The following is a 24460-nucleotide window of genomic DNA, read 5'->3' as shown; positions in this document are numbered from 1 at the left end:
GGTAAAATTATATTATGATTCCATATATTGAGAAAATAGAATTAGATAAGGGAAAGTCCTTTTTTGTTGGTACCTATTCCAGTAAATATTTTGAGCGCTCGTGGCATTACCATCACGAATTTGAATTATTATTAATAACAAAAGGGTATGGAACAAGAGTGATTGGGGATAACACCAGCAAGTTTGCAGTGGGTGATCTGGTGTTAATTGGGGGTAATATTCCGCATGCCTGGTTTTCTGATCCCGTATTTTTTGAGAAGGATAATAATGAGACTTGTGAATCTGTTTACCTTCAGTTTGATCGATCCATATTTGGTACTCGTTTTGCCGGATTGCCCGAAATGAAATCGATACAAACGTTGCTGAATGCTGCAAAATTTGGGTTAAGATATGCACCCAAAAATGAATCTGTTGAAATTATGAATTTGATTTGTGATTTTCCGTCGTATAGTGGGGTGGACCGATTGTTGAATTTGATTAAAATATTAGATTTATTTGAGAAAGGACATTGGGATCCCATTGTTTCGAAAGCTTATTTTGATAGTATTTTTGTTACAAAATCTGTTAGAATAAAGAAAGTACATGAATATGTGATGAACAATTATATGGAGGATGTGAGTGTGCAAAAGGCAGCTGAATTGTCAGAAATGAATGTAAGTAGTTTTTGTCGTTTTTTTAAAAAAGTAACCCATAAAACATTTTCGCAATTTGTTAAAGAAACGCGTATTGACTTTGCGCAGCAACTGCTTATAAATACTTCTCTTACGTCTAACCAAGTTGGTTTTGAATGTGGTTTTAGCTCTGTGGCCTATTTTAATCAGTGTTTTAAAGCTATTAGTGGAGTTTCTCCTTTGGAATATAGAGCTAATTATAAAAAAGTATAGTGTTTCCTCGGTTGAAGTCAATGCAAATATGCGGTATGGACTTGTGTGAAATTTAGAATTTATTTGCTTTGACTGAAAGATGTTGGTAATATAACTAAATGATTGGTAATATAGCTTTAAATATTAGCTGGAGGGAAAGTTAGTTTTGTGTTTTCTATGATTGAAAGAAAAATTATAAACATATGAAAGGTATATCTACAGCAATTTTGTTATTTGTTTTTTTGATTGCACTAAATGCGCAATCGCCGCGTTCTGTGGAAGATTTTAATTTTGGTTGGAAATTCAATTTGGGAGATACGCCAGAAGCGAAGTCAGTTGATTTTAATGATGAGTGTTGGCGTGTTTTAAACTTGCCACATGATTGGTCCATCGAGCAAAATTATACTACCCAAAATACATCTGGTTCAACGGGTTTTTTACCAACAGGTATTGGATGGTACAGAAAAACATTTATTGTTCCGGAGGAATCAAAGGATAAACTCACTTTTATTGAGTTTGATGGGATTTACCATCATTCAGAAGTGTGGCTTAATGGTCATTTTTTAGGAAAACGGCCCTATGGCTATAGTGTGTTTGGCTATGAACTGACTCCTTACCTAAAATACGGAACTGAAAATACTGTGGTTGTAAAAGTCGATCATTCTAATTATGCAGATTCTCGTTGGTATACTGGTTCTGGTATCTATCGTAATGTACGATTAATAACCACTTCTAAGGCATATGTGCCTCAGTTTGGAGCTTGGGTTGAAACCCCTGAGGTCAGTTCAAAGAAGGCTGTTGTAAAAACTTTTGCGGTAATTAAGTCCACCTCAAAACAGAAACTTACCGTGCGGGTATCTATCAAAGATAAAAGTGGAAAAGTTGTGGGAAGTAGTAGTCAGAGAGCGGTGGTTTCAGGTATTGACACCCTGGCGTTGCCAGTGAATGTATTTAAACCAAAACTTTGGGATATTGCTCATACTGATATGTATACGGCTAATGTTCAGGTGTATGCAGGAAGTAAATGGTTAGATGACTACCAGGTTGAGTTTGGGGTTCGAACCTTTAGGTTTGATGCCAATAAAGGATTCTTTTTGAATGGAAAAAACCTAAAGCTAAAAGGCGTTTGCTTACATCATGATGCTGGTGCTGTGGGTGGTGTTTTTATCAAAGATGTTTGGAAGCGTAGACTACAGGGCTTGAAAGATATTGGAGTGAATGCCATTCGTATGTCACATAACCCTGCAGATCCCGGGTTGTTAAAGCTTTGTGATGTGATGGGTTTTGTTGTTATCAACGAAGCGTTAGATGAGTGGCGTAAAAATAAAGATAAGTGGATTACTTCTCGTTTTGCAAAAGACATGCGACCGGCCTTAAAAACCGGATATGGAGATATCTATGAGGAGTGGGCAGAACAAGATGTGAAAGATATGGTTCGTTCTTCGCGAAACCATCCCTCTATAATTATGTGGAGTATGGGTAATGAGATAGAATGGACTTATCCGTATTATTACAAAATGGAGCAAAGTAATCAAGGTCTTGGGAATCAGGTTTTGGTGGAGGAGACGGGCGATGGTAGAGATGAACTGAAAGAGACGGCGGAAGAAATAAAAAGATGGATTAAAGAGGTGGATACTACACGTTATGTAACCGCTGGAGGTGTATTACCTAAAGCAGGAAATATGACCGGGTATTTTGATGTACCCGACGTGATGGGCTATAATTATAGGGCGGTAAATTATGATGAGGATCATAAGAATTATCCGAATAGGTTCATATATGGATCAGAAAATTGGGGTACTTATCAGGAATGGAAAGATGCCATAGATAGAGATTTTGTGGCAGGCATTTTTATATGGACTGGTATCGCTTATTTGGGAGAGTCGGGACCGTTTCCCTGGAAAGGTTTAGAGATTTCTCTGATGGACTTTGCAGGTTTTTATACCCCCAGAGGACATTTTTATAAAACACTTTGGAATGATGAGCCATCTATCTATGTGGCAACCAAACATGCAAAAAAAGCGCAATGGATATTTGAAGATGGAAAATGGGTGGATAATAGGGTTCGATTTTGGTTAGACAAATGGTTGTTTGAAGATGTGGAGCCTACCTGGAATTATGAGAAGGGGGACGAGGTTTTTGTAGAAGTTTATTCTAATTCTCCTGAAGTGGAGCTGTTTGTTAATGGTGAAAGTTATGGGGTTAAAAGTCCCAACGACTTTGAAGATCACATTGTTAAGTATTTGGTGCCTTATCACGAAGGTGAAATAAAAGCAATTGGAAAGGATGGAGACAAAGAAACGTGTGTGTATTCACTGAAAACGGCCAAATGGGTTTCGAAAATTAAGCTTAACGCAGATAGAAAAACGATGAAAGCCAATGGTTATGATGTGGTGCATGTGGAAGCTGAATTGACCAACGGAAATGGTGACTTGGTGCCGGATAAAAAAATGCAATTGGTGTTTGAAATTGAGGGAGAAGGTGTTCTTATTGGTGTGGATAATGGATGGGACCGAAATGTGCAGCCTCATAAATCAAATCAGATTGTTACCCATAACGGAAAAGCATTGTTATTGATTCAGAGTACCCAAAAGGCAGGAGAGATAAAGATAATAGCTAAAGCGGGCTCTCTTGTTTCTAATGAAATTTTGGTGGCGACTGAATAAAGAAATTAATGAGGTTCTGATAGTGATTCCTTTGTTGTCCTGATCAATAGCTTCCATAAAGCCACTCGACCTATAGGGATAAGATTGGTATGCTGATGGGGTGATGTCTTTTTCTTCAAGTGTTAATTCCAACTGTTTATCGTAAATATGCTTTCCGCTTGAATATTTTCTATAGGATACGATCTGGAAATATTCTAATATTCCTGCTGGTAAAAATAGAGACAGTAGCTCCGATGATAATTCTTCTTTCTCAATTTATTTATCTGTTTCTATTTAACAGCTAAATAAAAACTTTTTTATCAGACCCAACTTTTGTGCGTGATCTCTAAATATGACCGAATAGTATATTGAGCGGGCTTTTTATGGTACATGCCAATAGTATGTGCTGATAGTTGTAAATTCTTATTTCCTTTGTCTATAATGACAAAGGGAAGTGTCATTTATTTCCATTCATAATTTATAAATCTATTACGCATTACAATTGCTGACCATCAAGTCGCCCGCTGATTTGCTTCCATTCACCATAGCGCTGCTATGCCTCGTATCAACAAGTTCTTGGTTGTTTGTGCCTTTCATTTTAAGGACGAAGTTATAATGCATCTAATCCAAGTGAAATATTTCTTCCATATCCGCCCAGAATTCTCCCTCGGATCTACTTTCTATAGGCTCCATTAGCGGTTTTACAATATCCCACCATTTGCGTGTTGTGGGATCTGCAGCAATAAGCTCCATGTCTTTTTGATAATTTGTACCGGAGTATTCAAAATAGGCAAATAATATATTGTCCTTCCTAAATATTGAATACCGTTCTATATGAGCCTCTTTTAATTTTGCGTTGACTAAGGGCCAGGGATTCGCATGGTATTCGATATATTTTTTAATGCCTTCTTCTTTCAGTTTGATTATTTGTCCAAAACGTTTCATTGTAGATAGATTTTATGTAAGCAAAACAAAAAAGAGTTTGTTTTGTTTGATGTATGATTTGTATTAATACGATATTTTTAAAGGTATTGTATTGTAATGTATTGTAAAACAAAGTAATAATAATGTGTGATGAATGATTCTTTTAAACAAATACGAGATTACTCCTTGCTTGGAGAAGAGTCTGGTTTGGCTGTTTCTAAAGGCTTGGCGGAGGCGGTTTGGTACACCACGCCAGTTCCACGAGAAAAAATGATCGAATTACTGCAAAGAAAAAATGGTCCCGCAATTCGGGATACTTTGATTTGGTTTGGACTAATGGTTGGTTTTGCCATTTTAACAGTTGTATTTTGGGGAAGTTGGTGGGTGCTATTGCCTTATCTGGCCTATAGTGTTTTGTACGCTTCTACTTCAGATTCTCGTTGGCACGAATCTAGTCATGGTACCGCTTTTAAGTCCGATTGGATGAACAATGTTTTATATGAGATTGCTTCGTTTATGGTCTTTCGTCAGTCTACGGTATGGCGTTACAGTCATACTAGGCATCATAGCGATACATTGGTTCGCGGCCGTGATCCGGAGATATCTGTTCCTCGTCCGCCTGACATACTTGGTATTATTCTTAATTTTTGGGGGTTAAAAGCGATGCCCAGTGAAATGCGCAAAATATGGATTCATGCAAGCGGTAAAATAGATAAGGAAGTAGCTACTTATTTGCCAGAATATGAACATGAAAAAGTAATTTTAAAGGCCCGTATTTATTTGGCTATTTATTTGGTTGTCATCTTGATGTCTATCTTTTTGGCTACCCCGTTACCTATTATGTTTATTGGTCTTCCTGTTATTTTTGGTTCCTGGCTGATGCCTGTTTATGGATTAACCCAACATGCCGGATTGTCAGAAAATGTTTTAGATCACCGGTTGAATTGTAGAACTGTTTATATGAACAGGATTCATCGTTTCTTATATTGGAATATGAATTATCACATCGAACATCATATGTTTCCTCTGGTTCCATATCATGCTTTACCGCAATTGCATGCGCTTATTAAATATGATTGTCCACCTGCTTATAATGGGATCATCGAAACCTTTAAGGAAATTGTTCCAGCAGTTCTTAAACAAGTGAAAGATCCGTCTTATTTTGTAGAGCGAAAACTTCCTCAAAATGCCCATGTAGAGGAAGCTACCACATCTATGATCGTTCATAGAGCAGATGCTGATGAGGCGGGTTGGGTAGAGGTGTGTAAAGAGCGAGATATGGTTCTTAATGAAGTTGTACGAGTGGACTGTCAGGACGCAACCTTTGCCTTATATAAATTGGGGGGTGATCAGTATTATGCCACCGAAGGTATCTGTACGCATGGAAACGCGCATTTAGCAGATGGATTGATTGTAGGGAATCAAATAGAATGCGCCAAGCATAATGGACGCTTTAAAATAGAAGATGGATCTGTTCAACGACCGCCTGTGTGTTTGGGCTTGTCAACCCATGAGGTAAAAACCAGGGATGGACATGTTTATTTAAATTTAAATACGGCCCATCGTTATGATAAGGGAGATCGTATTCAGTGTAAAGTGGTGCGCAATAATAATGTAGCTACTTTTATAAAGGAGTTGGTACTTGAGCCGGTAAATGGTAAGGGATTAAGTTTTACTGCCGGTGAATATATACAACTTGAAATTCCGGCTTATCATATTCGCTTTAGTGAAATGCATATCTCAGAGCCATATCGTTCTGCATGGGAACAGGAACGTGTCTTTGAAAATTTTGCATCCAATCATACCAAAACCCGTCGTAATTATTCTATGGCCAATAATCCCGACCAAGGAAATCAACTGATTTTTAATGTCAGGATTGCTACTCCACCTTCAGGAAAAAAGGTAAAGGCTGGTGTTGGTTCTTCTTTTGTGTTTAATTTGAAACAGGGTGATTTGGTGTATGTGAGCGGGCCATTCGGAGATTTTCATGTGAAAGAAAGCGAAAAAGAAATGGTTTATATCGGTGGAGGAGCTGGGATGGCTCCCTTGCGTTCTCATTTATCTAACTTATTGGAAACCAGACGTTCAAAAAGAAAGGTGAGCTATTGGTATGGAGCTCGTTCATTACAAGAGCTTTATTACGACGATTATTTTAAAGAATTGGAGAGCTGCCATGAAAACTTTTCCTTTAATGTTGCACTGTCAGCCCCCCAAGATTCTGATCATTGGAATTCGCATACAGGCTTTATTCATGAGGTAGTGGAAAAAAACTATTTGAATAAAAGAACAGATTTATCAGAATTAGAGTTTTACTTATGTGGTCCTCCGAACATGATTAAAGCTTGTTTAAAAATGCTTGAAAACAAAGGAGTGTCTTCTGATGTTATATCTTATGATGAATTTTAACTGATATTAAGATGGATATAAAATATATTTGTGCTTTTTGGGGAAGTGAGAGCTTGATGCCCAAGATGTTCATAAACAAAGTAATGTCTGCCGGATATGATGGTGTAGAAATGAATGTTACTCCTAACCCTGATTTTGAAAAGGAATTGAAGGAAACGCTGGATAATACAGGTCTTATTTTTATTGCGCAACAATGGTTACCACCGAAAGATGAAAGTGTGGAGGACTATCGTGAACGAATGTTGAGGCGCTTAAGATTCTTAGCTTCGTTAAAGCCTTTATTTATAAATACTCATACAGGCAAAGATTTTTTTTCGTTCAAAGATAATAGCAGTCTGATAGAAAGCTGTAGGCAGTTTACCGAAGAAACGGGGATACCGCTTGTGCACGAAACACATCGTGGCCGGTTTACACATCATGCATTTGGATTACTGCCCTATCTTGAAAAATATCCGGATCTACAATTGAATGCCGACTTTTCTCATTTTTGTAATGTTTCCGAAAGTTTATTGTATGATCAGGAGCATGTTTTGGAAAAGATATATCCGCATTGCAGGTATATTCACGCCCGGGTGGGATTTGACCAAAGTGCCCAGGTTAATTACCCTTTTGCTCCAGAGTGGAAAACAAACTTGGATCGTTTTGTGGCTTGGTGGCAGCATATTGTAAATTTGGCCAGAGAACGAGGAGAAGAGGTGTTTTATGTCTGCCCCGAGTTTGGGCCATATCCATATATGCAGCGACTTCCGTTTACACAAAAAGAAGTAGCCGATCAATGGGATATTAATTGTGAAATGATGGCATACTTAAAAAATAATTTACATTAAATAAATAGTTGTATTTTTACTTATTATCTCAATGATATGGGATAAATGAATCTTATTGTACCCAGTTGGAGTATGTTGGTTATTAGTGATTAAATAAAATATAGTTTTGTAGCTGTTAGCATAGTATCTAATAAGATTTCTTCGCTTCACAAAAAACAGATACACATTAAATTTATAACGTTTAAAGACTGTTTGAAAGGGGGAAATATGAAATTAGGTACTTATTGGAGGGGTTGGCTTTCTTTAGCAGTTGGAATAGGAATCACCTGTGTGGTGGTGTTTTTATTTAAGCAGGAAAGAGATAGGGTAGAAGAAGCGCAGTTTCTTTTTGAATGTAAAGAAATTACAAACCGAATTGATTTACGTCTCCATGCCAATGCGCAGTTACTTAGGTGTGGAGCAGCATTTCTGGATGCTTCGGATGCCGTAGATCGGAATGATTGGTATAAGTTTGTTCAAAAATCCAGAATAGAACAAGAGTTACCCGGTATTCTGGGTACTGGTTTTTCTTTGATTATCCCATATAAAGATCTTAATGCCCATACTCAGCTAATACGAGAGATGGGCTTCCCTGATTATTCTGTTTGGCCTAATTATAAACGGGATGTTTATACTTCTACCGTGATGGTAGAGCCCTTTACTCAACGAAACATTCGTTCGTTTGGATATGATATGTTCACCGATCCGGTGCGGAGAGAAGCTATGCAAAAGGCACGTGATTTGGATGAGCCTGTTCTCTCTGGAAAAGTAAAATTAGTACAAGAAACAGAAACCGATTTGCAAGCCGGATGTTTGATGTATGTTCCTGTTTACCAAAAAGGAAAATCTATTGAAACGGTTGAAGAAAGACAAAAGTCTATTGTGGGGTGGGTTTTTAGTCCTTACCGAATGAAGGATCTGATTTGGGGAATATTAAATGATTGGGATTTAAAAAAAGGTGAGAGTGCATTGCAACTAAGCATCTACGATGGAGCGGTTAATGCGGAAAATTCACTGTTATTTGTATCTCATGAGGAAAAGAATATTGGTGAGGGACTGCAGTTTGGGGGACAGAGTAGGATTGATTTTAATGGTCGAGAATGGATTTTAGTCTTTAGACAGGAAAGAGGTTCTTTGTTGACTGTTTATAAAGGGGCTTTATTGGCAGCTATTGGTGGATTGATTATCAGTATTTTAATGATGTTGCTTACTCGTTCTTTTGTGGAAACAAAACGTAGGGCTTTGCAGATGGCCGAGCAGCTGACGGTTGAGTTAAGAGAACAAGAACGGCAATTAAATGAGTCTCAAGAGATTGCTAGGTTGGGACGGTATTCTTTAAACATTACAGAAGGATTATGGACCAGTTCTGATATTTTGGATGATATCTTTGGAATCGATTTTCAGAAAGTACATCAGTTCGACGAATGGGTGAATATTCTTCATCCGGACGATAGAGAGTGGATGATAGATTATTTTAATCAATTTATTTCGGATAAGGGTCTTTTTAATAAGGAATATAGAATATTAAGAAGGAGCGATCAGCAACTTAGGTGGGTGCACGGCCTTGGGAAGTTGGAACTGGACGATCATCAGGTTCCTGTGCGTATGGTAGGAACAATGCGTGATATTACGGAGAAAAAGCAGATAGAGAAAAGCTTGGAAGAAAGCCATGAGAAGTATCAAGGCCTGTTTAATAACTCACCACTTGGTATTTATAAAACCACGGAGGAAGGGGCGATTTTAGATGCAAACCCCGCTCTGTTAGAGATGATGGAGTATGATTCGTTAGAGGAATTGCAGCAAAGAGGGGTATCAGTAAATAGCTATAGCCATAACTCGGCTGTTACGCGTGATGATTTTATTGAAATGATATCTAAAGAAGGTTTTGTGAAGGGACTGGAAGGATGTTGGCTTACAAAAAATGGAAAAGAGATTCATATTCGTGAGAGTGCTCGTGCAGTGGAAGGAACAAATGGATTGAGCTCTTGTTTTGAAGGAACCGTCGAAGATATTACAGAGAAGAAACTGGCTGATAAGGAATTTAAAGATGTGACAAATAGGTTGCAGCTGGCAACAAGCGCAGCTAGTATTGGTATTTGGGACAGAAATCTGGAAGGAAAGACATCCATCTGGGATAAGACTATGTACCGGCTTTTTGGATGTTCTCCCGATGATTCGCTATCGCCTGATGCCATATGGCAAAATGCTATTTCAAAGGAAGAAAGAAAGAGATTAAACTTTGAGATACAATCGGTATTACGTGGTGAAAAGAATTATAACACCGAGTTTAAGATAGTATGGCCCGATAAATCAGTTCATTACCTTAAGGGATACGGTTTTGTTAGTTATGATGAAGATGGTAATCCATCACGACTTTTGGGTGTAAATATGGATATTACTGAGCAAAAACGTGCCGAGCAAATAATTAAGAAACAACACGAAGAATTGGAAGAAAAGGTAGCTGAACGAACCCGTGAACTAACTGTTTCTGAGCAAAAATTAAAAGAAAGTATCAAAGAAATTACGGATTACAAATTTGCACTTGATGAATCGAGCATTGTGGCCACTACTGATAACAGGGGAGTTATTAATTATGCCAATGAAACTTTTTGCAGGATATCCAAATATAATTTGGGGGAACTGATTGGTAATACACACCGAGTAGTAAATTCAAAATATCATTCCAATGATTTTTTCATTGACTTATGGTCTACTATTTCTTCAGGAAAAGTATGGAGGGGAGAAATTAAAAACAGGGCTAAAGATGATAGTATTTATTGGGTTGATTCAACCATTGTACCTTTTCTGGATGAGAATGGGAAACCTTATCAGTATATTGCAATTCGTTTTGATATCACTACCAAAAAAATAGCAGAAGAGGCTTTGATCAGTGCCAAGGAGCAAGCAGATATGGCCAACCGAGCTAAAAGTGAGTTTATGGCCAATATGAGTCATGAAATACGTACGCCTATGAATGCTGTTATCGGTTTTTCGGAGTTGCTTGTTAGATCTATTGATAACGATAAACAACGTTCTCAAGTGGAGTCTATTCGAAATAGTGGAAAGACTTTGTTGAAAATTATTAATGATATTCTGGATTTGTCAAAAATAGAGGCCGGTAAATTCGAAATTCAACCTTCTCCGGTAAACCTACCATCCTTATTGTCGGAAATTGAAAATATGTTTATCCAAAAAGCAGAGGAGAAAGCACTGTTTTTTGCGGTCGAATATGAAAGTATGATTCCCCATATGTTAATGCTCGATGAGGTAAGGGTGCGTCAAATACTTTTTAATTTGATAGGTAATGCCCTTAAATTTACCGAAAAAGGAAAGATTATTGTCACCTTGGATGCGCGTTGGAATTATGATCAGACCAATAAGATAGACTTGTGCTTGCGTGTGGAAGATACCGGAATTGGTATTTCAAAGGATCAGTTAGAAGCTGTTTTTGATCCTTTTACCCAGCAAAAAGGACAAAGTTCAAAATATGGAGGAACGGGGCTAGGCTTGTCTATCACCCAAAAACTGATTGTTAAAATGGGTGGACATATAGAGGTTACAAGTGAGCCGGGAGAGGGTAGTTGTTTTACTGTTCTGATTCCCAATGTAATCGTTTCACATGAGGCATTTGATGATGTGGAAGAAAGTTACGATGATTTAGATATTGATTTTGAAAAAGCCAATGTACTGTTGGTTGATGATAATGCAGAAAATAGAAATCTGGTAAAAGCATTGCTGGAGTACTCACAACTAAGTATTTATGAGGCAGAGGACGGAAAACAGGCTTTATCAGTGGCCCGGGAAATTCTACCGGATATCATTTTGATGGACTTAAGAATGCCCGTGATGGATGGCTATGAAGCTGCAGAATTGTTAAAGGATGATCTAAATACGCAGAATATTCCGGTAATTGCCATATCGGCTTCTTCCGATAAGATTTTATATGGAAGTCGTTCTAAGAAAATTTTTAGCGAGTATCTTTTGAAACCCCTGGATGTATCTGACCTGTTTGAAAAATTGAAAAAGTATTTGCCGTATAAATCTTCAAGCCAAGAAGAGGAGGATACAGCCCAGTCTGCATTATTGTATTCAGAAACGCAAGCTTCAAAACTTCCTGAGCTTGTTGAGATGTTGGAAGCAAAATTTATTCCGATGCATAGCATAGCCATTAAGCACCAAATTATTGATAAGATAGCTGATTTTGGGAAAGAGTTAAAAAATGTTGCGGGAGAGTATGAAAATCAATATCTTGTAAGTTACGCAGCTGATATTTGTCGTTTCTCTGATAATTTTGAAATAGATAAGCTTATTCCATTGATGGAGCGTTTTGTATTTATGGTAGAACAATTAAAAGAGCATAGCTTAAACAAAGGCTGATATGGAGGCTGACTTGAAAAGTAATAAGATAAAAATATTGGCTGTTGATGATAATCCCAAGAATATACAAGTGATTGGAAATCTATTGCGCGATGCCGGATACTCTGTGGGATTTGCATATAATGGTAAGCAGGCATTGGATATTTTAAGAGAAATTCAGGGGTTCGACTTGGTGCTTCTGGATATTAATATGCCTGTGATGAATGGCCTGGATACTTGTAAGGCCATGCGCAAGGATGATATGTTGAAAGATATACCGGTTATATTTTTGACCGCATTGAATCATACGGAGGATTTGGTGGCTGGCTTTAATGCCGGAGGTCAGGATTATGTGAGTAAACCTTTTAATTATGAGGAGGTTATTTCGAGGGTGAAAACCCATATTGAACTAAAACGAAGCAAGGATCAGCTGAAAAGAGTGAATCAATGGTTGGAGGCTAAAGTACAGGAACGAACCTTAGAGGTAAAACAAGCCCATGGAAAATTGAAAAAAGCATATCTTGAGCTGGAGCAGCTTGATCAATCTAAATCGGAGTTTTTGGCCATTATCAGTCATCAGATTAACACTCCTTTAAATGGTATTCTCGGGTTTATAGATATATTGAAGCACGAAATAGAAGACGCTCATCTTCAAGAGATGTTTGAACATCTGGAACTTTCTGCTAACAGACTCAATAGTTTTTCAAAAGTGAGTCTGAAAATTACCCGGCTGCGAACCAGAAAAGTACCCTTGGATAAGAGTGATGTTGCCATAAGTGCTATATTACAATCAAGCAAAGATGCATTGGCAAATTTGATACAAGCCAAAAATATTACATTTTGTATTGAAAGTAATACGAATGTAGTCAAAGGAGATCCGGAATTAATTGAGTTTTGTCTGGAGAGTATCCTGGATAATGCCATTCGCTATTCTCGAAATAATGATACCGTAAAAATAGATATTACTAGTGATGAGGAATACACTTATATTCGCGTTGTAGATAAGGGAAAGGGTTTTAATCCGCAATCTTTCAGTAATTTATTTGATCTTTTTGTGTCAGATAATAAATATGCTGAAGAGAATAAAGGCCTGGACCTGGCTTTGGTAAAAATTATCATGGATGCACATCAAGGACAGGTTACTGCTTCCAATAATGATACAGTAGGTGCAAGTTTATTATTAACTTTTCCCAATAAGTTGTGATGGAAGAGTCATATTGGAAACCTCTATTTGTACCAATAGATTTAAAGATATTAATTCTGCTTGTAGCAGTCTTATATTAATCTTTTACCCAGCTACCAAAAGTATTGATCAGCTTTAAGATGTTTTCTATATTAAAGCTATCGATAGATTCACGGAATTCTTTGGCATATAGACTTAAAGTCTTAATACTGTATGTTGTGCCCGCATCGCTGAGCGCATCGGCAAACTTTTTTAGTTTATCAAAGGACTGTCTGTTTTTTATTTCCTCATACAAAGGCAGTATAAGGGTATTCAGCTCCTGATTTATTAGCTGAAGCTCCTGTTTACTTAGTGCTTCCAGTGGTTCAGTGTGTATACGTGCGGTCTTTTGTTGAATATTATAAGTAAGGTGTTTCATGAGTTCACCAATAAGTTCATCCAATTGGATGGGCTTAAAAAGAACTCCGTCAAAGTCATTACGTCTTATTTCTTCCAGTTCTTCTTGCAGTGCTGAAGCGGTAGCTACTATGCAAGGAATATGCTGATGCTTACTGCTCTTAAGTTTCTTAATAAAACCGTAGCCATCCAGTACTGGCATTTTTAAATCGCATATGATCAGGTCTGTTTTTTCATTCTCCAGAGATTGATAGGCCTTCATGCCATCAGTAGCCAAAGAAACCACTAAGCCTAGTTCTTCCAGTGCACTTTTCATGTATTCACGATTTGTGCTGATGTCATCCACCACAAGAATTCGTTTGGATTCAAATACTATTTCACTATTGGTCTCGGTTCTGTCATGATCGTCTTTAGAGGAAAGGGGACATTTGATTTCCTTCAAGGATAGTGTAAATGTACTGCCCTGATTACTGATTGACTTTAAGGAGATGTCTCCACCTAACATATGGGCTAGTTTTTTACTGATGGTCAGTCCTAAGCCGGTACCTCCATATTTTTTTGAGTCCTGTCCGTCCTGTTGTATAAATGATTCAAAAATCTTTTTTTGCATTTCTTCCTTTACTCCAATGCCGGTATCTTCAACAATAAATTGGATATTGGATAGTCCTTCGGATTGATCTTTACCATCGATGATGATGTCAGATTTAACTTTTACAGAAATATGTCCTTGCTCCGTAAATTTGATGGCGTTTGATAAGAGGTTAAAAAGAATTTGTTTAATGCGTATTTCGTCTGAGCTGATGGTGGAGCAAACGTTCTTATCTATCTCCACATAAAAGTCGAGTCCCTTTTCTATGGCCTGTCTTTGGAAGGTTGCTTTAAGCTCGCTGAGTAATTGCGATAAATCTACGATCGAAGATTCTATTTTCATTTTTCCTGACTCTATTTTAGATAAGTCAAGTATGTCATTGATGATAGACAAAAGATTTTTTCCACTTACCTTAATGGAGTTAAGATATTGTCGCTGAGTAGGGCTTTTTATTTGTCTGTAGAGTATGTCGGTAAAGCCGATGACAGCATTCATGGGGGTACGTATTTCATGGCTCATATTGGCCAAGAATTCACTTTTGGCGTTATTGGCCTCTTCTGCTTCGGTTTTAGCTAATTTTAGTTTTTCAACGAATTCCCGTTTTTCGGTGATATCTTCCTTAACAGCAATGAAGTTAATGATTTTTCCATTTTCATTTTTTATGGGAGAGATGATAGCCGTTTCCCAGAAAACGCGGCCGTCTTTTGTTTGGTTGCAAAGCTCACCTTCCCAGGTTTCACCCTTTAATATGGTTTGCCATAGGTCTTTGTATATTTTCTTAGGAGATATTTTGGCATTGAGAATTTTGGGATTTTTGCCGATCACCTCTTCAGGGCTATATCCGGTAAGGTTTTCAAAAGCAGGGTTTACATATTCAATGATACCGTGTTTGTCGGTGATTTCAACCACCACCTGGCTTTGTTCAACGGCTTTGGATAATTTTAGTCTGTCGAGTTCTGCTTTCTTGCGTTGATCGATATTTTGGGTGGTGCCAATAATACGTTTGGGGAATCCTTTTTCGTCTCTAGCGATCACGGTTCCCTGATCATACACCCAAATATAATGACCCTTTTTATGTTTTAACCTGAGTTCTTGTTTATAAGAATCTGTTTTTCCTGAGTACATTTCTTTATAAAGATGATCTGTTTTTTCAATATCATCGGGATGTATTTGCTCTCTCCACCAGGTTATGGTGTCATTTATTTCTTCTTCTTTATAACCGATAAAGATAAAGCGAGAAGGGTGGGTGATCATTTTTTGCTCTAAGGTTTGTTGATCCCACCATCCGTATTCTCCACCGTTAAATGCGGCATTAAGTCTATATTCGTTTTCTTTGATTTGAAGATAAGATTTTTTAAGTTCTTGGGTTCGTTTTTCTACTTTTTGCTCCAGTTGGTTGTTAATTTGTAGGATCTTTTGTTCGTGTTCTTTCTGAATTGAAATATCCAGTATGGAACCAATACTACCTATGTTATTGCCGTGGCTATCGTAGCGGTTCGAAAGGGATAATTGGGCAGTGAAAATAGTACCATCTTTTTTGGTAAGTTGTATTTCTGTTTGTTTTTTATTGCTGGTAAAAAAGTCTTTTAGCAATCCTGTTTGTGGATTTGAATGATTGTTTTTGGGACAAAGAACATCAATGTGACAGCCTAGTATTTCTTCGGAGCTATGGCCAAATAATTTCACAGCTCCCTTGTTCCAATAAGTGATAATACCTTCGTGATCCATGGCCAGAACAGCTTCAAAAATCTGATTTAAGACTTGCGCATTATCGAAAAGTTTTTCTTGATAATGTTTTTTATCTGTGATTTCACTTACTGTTGCAATTATATTTTCTATTTCGCTGTCATTATTCAGTAGTAGAGATACATGCAGGTCTACCCATATAACCTTACCATCTTTGCGTACATAGCGCTTTTCAATATTATAACCGGTGATTTGTTTTTTGATTAGTTTATTGAAGAGACGGGTGTCTTTTTCTATGTCTTCGGAATAGGTGAATTCCTGGAAGGTTTTAACAGACAGTTCTTCTGCCGAATAGCCCAGTATATTGCAAAATGTGCCATTGGAGAATTCTGGTTTCCCTTTTAAGTTTACCAACGCTACCCCGATACCTGCATTGTTAAATAAAGAGTAAAATTTTTGTTCCGTAATAGCGAGTTCATTGAGTTTGAGTTCAAGATTATTTTCCAGTTTCTCTTTTAAAAAGGTAAGCTCAGCTTGAGATTCTTTTAGAATTTTATTTTTTTTCACCAACTTGGTTCGTGAGAATTGTATACCTATAATCAAGGAAGCAAAGAGTATGGCCAATAGTATAAACGAAATCCACTTCATTTGATTATAATAGGGAGCATTTACTCTGATGTCACTATTTTTAACCTTGCTAATTAGAATGAACTCTTCGTCAATTTCAAAAATAAGTTTACTGTCCAGTTTTTGTGGGGGGGCAAACCTTATAAATGCGTAAGAATATTCCTTTGATTGGTAAAAGCCTTTTGATTTACCCTGTATTTCGCTCCATAGCTTACTGCGTTTGATGGGTAAGCTGATGCTATCACTTTGGGGCTTGATATGACCAAATGTAAGGTCTGGATTATTGGCCATTAACCAATATCCTTGTTTGTTGATCATTTCAAAGGAAGAGTCTATATTTTCGTCGTAGGTGAGCAGTTTATTGGATAAATGTGTGATAAAGTGGTTGGTGATAATAATTCCCGTACAGTTTCCCTTGGAGTCGTACGTTTTTTTAGCTACGCGGATGACTGGTTTATAAGGGGTTTCTATTTGACCATTTTCGAAGTTTAGGTCTATTCTTGAGAAATAGATCTCGTTTGGAGAGAGTTTTTTTGCACTTTGAAAATAGTAACGCTCACCTTTGTTCTGAAGATTATTTTGTTCGATAAATAGGTTTCGATCTTGTGTGTCCAAGTCAATTCTAATTATTTCGTTGCCCAGCGTATCCAAAAGCCTAACCTGATCGTAACTCTTAAGTATGGAGGAGAAGCGTTTGAAAAAGTTGGCCTGCTTTTTTATGGAATTAACAGGCGAACTACTGATGGTGTTGGAATGCTGCCATGTTAATAGATTGATATCCTCAACCAATCTGGTGTAGAAGTCGTTAATGATAATTTTCTTAATACTAAGTTCGTCAAGTTCTGAGTGTAAAGCTATTTTTGTTTCGTTGTTCAGTATGGTATTGTAATAATGCGAAACACCTAAGTAGCAGATTAACAACAGTGGGATGTAGACAATCAAAAAGCGTACGAAATTTAGATTTTTAAGAGAGCGCATATATTTATTTAAAATGATATGTTCGTAAAGATTAAACTAAGAGCTATTTCATTTAGTCTTTTAACAATGTTTCTGTTGGGAATCCCCTATTTTTCTGAAAATAGTTGTCTAATCCTTGTTCAGTTTAAAAAAGGAAATTCTTTCTTTCAGCAAGTTAGCATATTCGTTCAGTTTTTGGGCCTTTTGCGACATGTTATCTGCTATTTGTACGTTGGTTTGTGTCACATTATTGAGTCCTTGAATGGCATTGTTTATTTCAGATGCACCAGAGCTTTGTTCTAAGCTGGATGCCACAATCTCAGACAATAAGGTGTGTGTTTTGGTAATATCAGGAACCAGCTGAGATAGTTTGTCGCTTGTAGAGTTTACTGTCTCTACTCCGTTGGAAAATAATGTCTCAATTCGGTCGGCTGAGCTTTTACTTCGTTCGGCCAGTTTTCTGACCTCACCTGCTACAACGCTAAAGCCGGCACCAGCATTTCCGGCACGAGCTGCCTCTACAGAAGCGTTTAATGCCAGGATGTTTGTTTGTTTCGCAATGTCACCTATTGAATTGAGTTCTTCTTTAATGGATAACATGGAGGCGATGGCACTTTTAGACGACTCGTTGCCTGTCTCTATTTCCAGCGCTGAGTTTTTAGCAATAGTTTCGGTTGTTTGTGCATGTTCGCCGTTTTGATCTATTGTTGATGTCATTTCTTCCATGGATACTGATATTTCTTCTACAGCAGCAGCTTGCGAATTGGTGGATGATGCCAGTTGACGAGATAATTTAGTGGACGAAGTACTTTCTTCAATTAATAATGCAGAGGCTTCATTGACTGCCTTTATAACAGATTTTAATGAATCACTCATGGTATTCAAATTACGAAAAATATCAGAAAATTCGTCTGTTCCTGTTTCGGGGAGTACCTCACTGAGGTCACCGTTTGCTATTTTTTTATTGGCTTTGACGATACGGCTGATTTTGTTGTTTGTTTTTTTTATGAAAAAACCACTGACCACAATAACTGCCACTAATACCGCCAACATGATGAGTATTATCTCCCAAATGGCGGTTCTAATATTGGCCTGCACCTCGTTGGTGTTGGCATTTAAACTTGATTTGATGATAAAAAGACCTTCTACATCACCATCTTTGTAGTTTTCCATACCATATCCCAAAACATCTTTGCCATTGCCCCAAGGACTGGTATCGGGGGCACCATGACAATTTAGACAGCCTTGCTCTTTAGATAGCCTAACGGGGCGCATTACCCATAATTCATTGGTGTTCTTATTGGTGTAAGTGATGGTGTTGAGCGTGTCGTTTTGTTCAAATTCTTCAATAAAATCTATCTCTAGCTGGCTGGCGTTATTTTTTTCATTTCTCGCTCTTTTAGATGCGATCCTGAATACGTAATTATCCTTCTCTGCATCCGTCTCGCCAACAGCCATGGAAGCAAAAATGGGTACTTTTTTCAACATGGCTTTCTTCTCAAAATCTGGAATTACTCCATCTGGGTAATTGGAAACAACTTCTTGTATTTCTTCTTTTATGTTAAACTGTGTCGCTACATAGGTTCTAATGGCCTCCATACGCGTTAGAATCGTCTGCGTTTTTTTCTCTAAGGTCTGAACGCCTTGCTCTTTTAAACGGGTGGATGAAACGTAAACTGCTGTTATGGTGGATATTACTATGGGTAAAAAAACTATTAATATTAACTTTGTTCCAAATTTCATTTCTTCAAAATAATTTAAGATGTCAGAGTATTCTATTACGGAAACATGAGCTTGCGGTTACGAATACGTGATTAAATTAAGGTATATTAACATAAAATCATTTGGATTCTAACAAAATAAATATTATGAGTTAAGCTGAAATATTCCATTAGGGTTTTAGGGATGGTTTTATGGGGTCTTTATAAATGTTTAGATGCAAAGTCTTGGGCTACCTTGCTTAGATATAAATTGGCTTTACGTATGGAGTCTTCTTGATTTTTTGCATACGCACAGGTTTCTTTTAAATAGTCAATTTTTAAGGTATGGTGATGATTTGTATTCAACTCGCTTATTCCGCAGAATATGGCTAGTTTTTGAGTGGTTATTGACTCCATTATACCTTTAATTACTTTGCCCGATAAGGTCTGGTTATCCAGTTTACCTTCGCCTGTAATAATCCAGTCGGCATCAGAACTATCTATGGTGAATACAGAAAGCAGATTATTTCCATTTCCCTCTAATTCTTGATGGGAGTTATTGTAAAAGTGATAGCCCAAAGCTTTTGCCATTCCTATTCCGGCATCGTTGGTAGCGCTACCGCCTATACCTAAAATAATGTGCTTAACGCCTTTATGAAGTGCATCTTTTATTAATTCTCCGGTTCCATAGGAGGATGTTTGCAGCGGATTTAGTTCATAATCCCGGAGCAGTCGAATACCTGATGCTTCGGCCATTTCGATATATGCTGTTTTTTTTATTTCGGAATAGAGGTACGATGCTTTTATCACACGGTGAAGTGGATCATGCACTTCTAAGGATATCATTCTTCCTTCGAGGTAATAATTGAGAACTTCGATGGTTCCGTCACCACCATCGGCCAATGGAAGGTTGATAATCTTTGCATCGACCGAATGTGCTTTGAGGCTGCGCTCTACTGTTGCACAAAATTCGAGTCCCGTTAATGACCCTTTAAATTTATCGGGTGCGATTACTATTTTCATGTTTAAATTTATCTTTTAGTGGTCATATGGAACTCACAAGAAATTTTATTGTTTGCTAAATTTTATATTCAAAGGTATTCATGAATACGATCTATTTCATTCATAGGAGTGTAATTTTTATGAATTAAATTGATACTACCCAGTAGAAAATTGAATATGAGGAAAGAAGAACTGGAGCAATTGATCAGGAAAGATATTCCATTTTTAGTTATTGACAGAATTTTGTATTTGGATCATGCACGTGTGCCTTTTATTTCTTCGGATGATTATGTGGGTGCAAAAGAAGGGATGGAACATTTGTTTGAGCAAGGTTATCAAAGGATAGCTCATGTGAAAGGTAAGGGTTTATATCACTATATGGACTTGTTATTTTAACACCTCATCCCAGCAATCGTTTTGTATGAATGGTCCAGGAATGAGGTGTTGGTGGTAAGTTTATTGAACAATGAATTTTCCTGTAGAAACGCCTTGCTTGTTCTCCAGCAAATAAAAATATAATCCATTATTCAGGTCGGATATATCAATTTTGTTGGCTTTAATATGTGTTATGACTTTAGTCAGTGTGCCATTGGGAGCAAATATTTTCATGTTTAAATTCCCCGTATAATCTCCTTTCACAAACAACAAGTTTTTGGTGGGGTTAGGAAACACCGATACCTCAATGCTTTTTTGGTTTTTGATACCAATATGTTGATCACTTACCACCAAGTAGAGAAAATCGGAATATCGGCCATCTTCGGAAGTGGCCCATATTTTAACAGCTCCTTTTTTGATGGCTGTTACCAATCCGTTTTCAGAGACGGAAGCTACACTTTGATTGCTTGATTTATATTGGATAGTTCCACTGAGCCCTGTTTTTTCAACATGAAGTTGTAAGGTTTCTTGTGGGTTAAGTACGCTTGTCCCTGGTGTAAGGGTTATTTTACGAGTATCTTCTCCGTTTTTAAAATATCCTTTATAAAAACCACTTCCCATTACAGATAGCCATAAGGTAGTTGGGTTGTGTAAGTCAAACTCCACTTGGGTGATTTTAGATGGAGTTCCTATTGTGTGGTTATTTTTGCTCCAGGTTTTGCCTCTATCCAAACTAATAAATATGCCAGGGTTGGTGGCTAATTCCCCCATCGAAAATACCAGTACATTGTTGTCAAATGGTGAAATATCAAAGTTATCTACATATTCAGCTTCAAAAATTTGTGTCCAGCTTTCTCCATAGTCGTCGCTATAGAATAATCCACCTGCATCATCGTTGGCAGCTCTTCTGCCAGCGCTTGCATACAAACGACCTGTATGGTCAAATGCAATATTGTTAACCCCTTCGATCTTATTAGATATGGGAATCTCGCTCCATGTTTCACCTCTGTCGTTAGAGTGAAACAGACCGCCATTGATCTGTACTTCTTTGTTCCATGGGGCAGCTACAAAAATGGAGGCACGGGTGTTATCTCTTGGGTCAAACTCTATATCTCTTACCCATACTTTAGTAGGCATTCCATTGTTGCTGGGAGAGAAGGTCTTGCCGCCATCAGTAGATTTATGGAAGCCACCTTCTTTGTCTTTGTCGGGACCATCAGTACCACTACCTCCTCCCGAACCGGCTACTTCAGTAACGCCAAAGTACATGTTAAGTGGGTTGATGGGATCAATTCGTATGTGGTTGGTTCTCATCCACTCTTCTGCCATCGTTGCTTTACCCCAATCTACAAAAGTTTCACCACCATCGGTTGATTTGAATATTCGGTCCAGGTCTTTTTGACGCATAGAAGTGGTATAAACCGTATTTTCGTCCCATGGATGTGTTGCCACAGCAAATACGCTTTCTTGTGTTCCATTTAGGTATTTGGCGGCTTGTTTTCCTTCGGAACCATCATTGGTGGTTTTCCATAAATGGTGTTCTCCAGAACCGCCATATATAACATTTTCTCCTAATCGTTTATCCTGCCATATGCACTGTCCTGGTAGATTACTGTTTCCGGCAGGCATGATATTACCATTGCTGGTATAGGTTTCATCTATCTGTTGAAAAGTCTCTCCACCATCTGTACTTCGAAATGTATTGTGCGCATAAATCAGCATTATATCCCCCCGTGAATTAACGCTGCAGTATCTCAGGGATCGCAGAGGGTAGTTTTGGTTCCATTGCTGGTTGGATAGTTGGTGTCCTTCGACCATATTGTCGTTGTATGGATTGTTTCTGCTCTCCCAGTATGCTTTGTCTGCTTCCCAGGCAGGGGCGTAATCTCTGGCTATATTGATCCAGTTTTTGCCTCCATCGGTTGTTTTCCACAAACGGCCAGGTGTGAAGGATTTTTGAACTTGTGCATCATAAAAACCAACGTATAATGCATCTTTACCACTGGGATCTACATTTAATGAGTTAAAATATTGCAAAGCGGCAGTTGGTAGGCTTGGATAAGTACCTTGTGCCTCACTTACTGTTATGCCAAACCATTTTGCAATATATTGGTAGTAGTTGTATGGCACGCCTCCAGTTAACTGGTTGATATCCAAACCTAAATTACCGTTGATGTTGATCCATGTTTCTCCATTATCTTCTGATTTAAAAATACCTCCATCACAGCGGGTGCTTTGGCCATCAGGATAATAACGTACCTGATCAATTACGTATAATACGAACCTGTGCGAAGCTGCATCGTAGTAGTAATCCATGTTCATGATGGTATTGTTGTCCAGTTTCCCGTTGCCAATATTTGTCCAAGATGTACCTCCATTGTTTGATTTGTATAGTCCGTACTGTGAACCGGCAAAAATCATATTTTTATTTTCGGGATGTACGATGATTCTGGAGAATTGCGCTTTCTCATCGATTCCGCTTGTTAGTTCTAACCATGTTTGTCCGGCATCGCTTGTTTTCCATATCTTACCCTGATACTTAATGTTATCGTAGATATTTTCACTACCACGAGGGTTGTCGTAGGTTGGTGAACTGACGGTACTCCATAGTTGTTGTTGTCCACGACAAAAGTTACCTGCGCCTACATACCAAGTGTTATTGTCCTGGGGATCGATGGCTACTGAAGATATTTTTCTGTACCATGAACGGCCTTCGCTTCCCTTTGGATCCATATGTGTATACCAAGGGCAATTGTTGATTGCTTGCCAGCTTCTGGCGGTATCTTTACTGATGTATAATCGTGAACTTTCGATGGCGATGGCAAACTCAGGTGTTTTTGTAGCATAAAACATATCATATATACGAGCGAGTTCTCCTGTGCCGTCTATATCTTTTACTGTGAACCAAGTGTTTCCATTATCTTCGGTTTGGTAGGTGTTAAGCATATCTGGTGATGTCAGGCATATATCTGGTAAAAGTGGGTGATAGCGTAAAAAGTTGTTGAATCCTGCATTTCCCGGTCCAAATTGTTTCCATGTAACGAGTTTATCCGATTCAACTCGCTGTGTTTGTATTATTTCCATGTTTTCTTCATAGAATGTCTTGGTAGTAAAACTCCACTCATCACCTGTTGTAATATGATTGGAAGCATCCATCTCATCTACTCGCCAAAAGTATTGGGTTTGGTTTTCTAAATCAGCAATCGGGTAGGTGGTGGCACTTGTTTCAGATGCTATTAGGGGAAGGTTTCCTGAAGATGTTCCTAAGTAAATGTTTCTTTTGACAGCATTTATACCTCCAACCCACTGTAAGATAGTGTTGTTAGCGTTTATTCCGGTGCTTCCATTGAGGGGGGTAGGACTGGTTGCTTTGGGTTCTGTAGCGATTTTATTTAACATTACATCGTCGATATACAAAAAAGCCCCTTCAGAAATATAAGGTATACGGATATATGGAGCAAAGGTGGTAAAGCTTTCATTGGCTTCGAACTCTACGCTTACTTTTACAAAACCATCCTTGGCCTCGCTTACTATTGGTTTTTGTTGAACACTGATGCTGGTTGTTCCACCGCTTTGGGTTCCATAACGAATGTCAAATTCAATATATGAGGAGGAGCGATCGATATCTGTTTTATAGTAAAATGAAAATTGATAGCTCCCTTCGTCCAGTAGTGGGTAATGCTCAGTTCTGAATGAAGGACTTCCATTTCCATAATTTTTGTAAACAATTTTTAGTGATCTGGAACCGCTGTTTTTGATTTCGTTATCTATTTCAAAGCCAATAAAAGGCCAAGCTCTCCATAGTGTTTTTCCTTCGTAGTTATAGTAGTCGCTATTGCTGCCTGTAATGGTGCCGGACTCAAAGCTTGCGTCGGGTAACAGGTTGGTTTGTGCGGCTATTTGTCCTGCTATCAAAAGCAGAAGAACATTAAAAATATGTTTCAT

The 24460-nt window shown here is 37.9% G+C and carries 12 protein-coding genes; 7 read left to right on the top strand and 5 right to left on the bottom strand.

Annotated elements, in window-relative coordinates:
- Positions 1-14 precede the first annotated feature (14 nt).
- A complete protein-coding gene (locus CYTFE_RS0109135) occupies positions 15-884 on the top strand; it encodes an AraC family transcriptional regulator (RefSeq protein ID WP_044212379.1) in 870 nt (289 codons plus the stop codon).
- A 182-nt stretch (positions 885-1066) separates the two neighbouring features.
- Positions 1067-3529 carry a sugar-binding domain-containing protein gene (locus tag CYTFE_RS0109130; protein WP_027471547.1) on the top strand — a complete coding sequence of 821 codons (2463 nt, stop codon included), beginning with the start codon at positions 1067-1069 and terminating at the stop codon, positions 3527-3529.
- A 600-nt stretch (positions 3530-4129) separates the two neighbouring features.
- Here the strand turns inward: CYTFE_RS0109130 and CYTFE_RS0109125 are convergent.
- Entirely contained in the window at positions 4130-4453 is a 324-nt protein-coding gene (locus CYTFE_RS0109125; protein WP_027471546.1) for an L-rhamnose mutarotase, read from the bottom strand.
- 129 nt (positions 4454-4582) lie between these two features.
- Between CYTFE_RS0109125 and nqrF the strand changes: the two genes are divergently transcribed.
- From nqrF to CYTFE_RS0109105, 4 genes are all read left to right on the top strand, one after another.
- The gene (gene nqrF, locus CYTFE_RS0109120) at positions 4583-6838 is read left to right on the top strand and encodes an NADH:ubiquinone reductase (Na(+)-transporting) subunit F (protein ID WP_044212380.1); all 2256 of its coding nucleotides are present in this window, start codon (positions 4583-4585) and stop codon (positions 6836-6838) included.
- 11 nt (positions 6839-6849) lie between these two features.
- Positions 6850-7665 (top strand): sugar phosphate isomerase/epimerase family protein, encoded by an 816-nt coding sequence (locus CYTFE_RS0109115; protein WP_027471544.1) that lies wholly within the window; start codon positions 6850-6852, stop codon positions 7663-7665.
- 207 nt (positions 7666-7872) lie between these two features.
- Positions 7873-12021 (top strand): CHASE domain-containing protein, encoded by a 4149-nt coding sequence (locus tag CYTFE_RS28625; protein WP_027471543.1) that lies wholly within the window; start codon positions 7873-7875, stop codon positions 12019-12021.
- A gap of 1 nt (position 12022) precedes the next feature.
- Positions 12023-13204: a hybrid sensor histidine kinase/response regulator gene (locus CYTFE_RS0109105; protein WP_027471542.1), complete on the top strand. Its 1182-nt coding sequence runs from the start codon at positions 12023-12025 to the stop codon at positions 13202-13204.
- Positions 13205-13280: 76 nt separating this feature from the next.
- Here the strand turns inward: CYTFE_RS0109105 and CYTFE_RS28620 are convergent, their stop codons facing one another.
- The 3 genes from CYTFE_RS28620 to CYTFE_RS0109090 all read right to left on the bottom strand — a co-directional run bounded on the left by CYTFE_RS28620 (position 13281) and on the right by CYTFE_RS0109090 (position 20161).
- Entirely contained in the window at positions 13281-17459 is a 4179-nt protein-coding gene (locus tag CYTFE_RS28620; RefSeq protein ID WP_052343108.1) for a PAS domain S-box protein, read from the bottom strand.
- A 108-nt stretch (positions 17460-17567) separates the two neighbouring features.
- Entirely contained in the window at positions 17568-19181 is a 1614-nt protein-coding gene (locus CYTFE_RS28615) for a methyl-accepting chemotaxis protein (protein ID WP_052343107.1), read from the bottom strand.
- 179 nt (positions 19182-19360) lie between these two features.
- Positions 19361-20161: a glycerate kinase gene (locus tag CYTFE_RS0109090; RefSeq protein ID WP_027471541.1), complete on the bottom strand. Its 801-nt coding sequence runs from the start codon at positions 20159-20161 to the stop codon at positions 19361-19363.
- Between the two features lie 156 nt (positions 20162-20317).
- Here CYTFE_RS0109090 and CYTFE_RS0109085 point away from each other — a divergent pair, with 156 nt between their 5' ends.
- Positions 20318-20536 (top strand): type 1 periplasmic-binding domain-containing protein, encoded by a 219-nt coding sequence (locus CYTFE_RS0109085; protein ID WP_027471540.1) that lies wholly within the window; start codon positions 20318-20320, stop codon positions 20534-20536.
- A 60-nt stretch (positions 20537-20596) separates the two neighbouring features.
- Here CYTFE_RS0109085 and CYTFE_RS0109080 read toward each other — a convergent pair whose 3' ends face one another.
- Positions 20597-24460 carry a VPS10 domain-containing protein gene (locus CYTFE_RS0109080; protein ID WP_027471539.1) on the bottom strand — a complete coding sequence of 1288 codons (3864 nt, stop codon included), beginning with the start codon at positions 24458-24460 and terminating at the stop codon, positions 20597-20599.

Origin of the sequence: Saccharicrinis fermentans DSM 9555 = JCM 21142, assembly GCF_000517085.1 — a bacterium.
GTDB lineage: Bacteria > Bacteroidota > Bacteroidia > Bacteroidales > Marinilabiliaceae > Saccharicrinis > Saccharicrinis fermentans.
This window is presented reverse-complemented; position numbering and strand designations above follow the sequence as displayed.

Bases quoted from the DNA above. Each gene is read 5' to 3' on its own strand.
- CYTFE_RS28625 (WP_027471543.1), top strand. From the start codon at position 7,873: ATGAAATTAGGTACTTATTGGAGGGGTTGGCTTTCTTTAGCAGTTGGA.
- CYTFE_RS0109135 (WP_044212379.1), top strand. From the start codon at position 15: ATGATTCCATATATTGAGAAAATAGAATTAGATAAGGGAAAGTCCTTT.
- CYTFE_RS0109105 (WP_027471542.1), top strand. From the start codon at position 12,023: ATGGAGGCTGACTTGAAAAGTAATAAGATAAAAATATTGGCTGTTGAT.
- CYTFE_RS0109090 (WP_027471541.1), bottom strand. From the start codon at position 20,161: ATGAAAATAGTAATCGCACCCGATAAATTTAAAGGGTCATTAACGGGA.
- CYTFE_RS0109085 (WP_027471540.1), top strand. From the start codon at position 20,318: ATGAGGAAAGAAGAACTGGAGCAATTGATCAGGAAAGATATTCCATTT.
- CYTFE_RS28620 (WP_052343108.1), bottom strand. From the start codon at position 17,459: ATGCGCTCTCTTAAAAATCTAAATTTCGTACGCTTTTTGATTGTCTAC.
- CYTFE_RS0109125 (WP_027471546.1), bottom strand. From the start codon at position 4,453: ATGAAACGTTTTGGACAAATAATCAAACTGAAAGAAGAAGGCATTAAA.
- nqrF (WP_044212380.1), top strand. From the start codon at position 4,583: ATGAATGATTCTTTTAAACAAATACGAGATTACTCCTTGCTTGGAGAA.
- CYTFE_RS0109080 (WP_027471539.1), bottom strand. From the start codon at position 24,460: ATGAAACATATTTTTAATGTTCTTCTGCTTTTGATAGCAGGACAAATA.
- CYTFE_RS0109115 (WP_027471544.1), top strand. From the start codon at position 6,850: ATGGATATAAAATATATTTGTGCTTTTTGGGGAAGTGAGAGCTTGATG.
- CYTFE_RS28615 (WP_052343107.1), bottom strand. From the start codon at position 19,181: ATGAAATTTGGAACAAAGTTAATATTAATAGTTTTTTTACCCATAGTA.
- CYTFE_RS0109130 (WP_027471547.1), top strand. From the start codon at position 1,067: ATGAAAGGTATATCTACAGCAATTTTGTTATTTGTTTTTTTGATTGCA.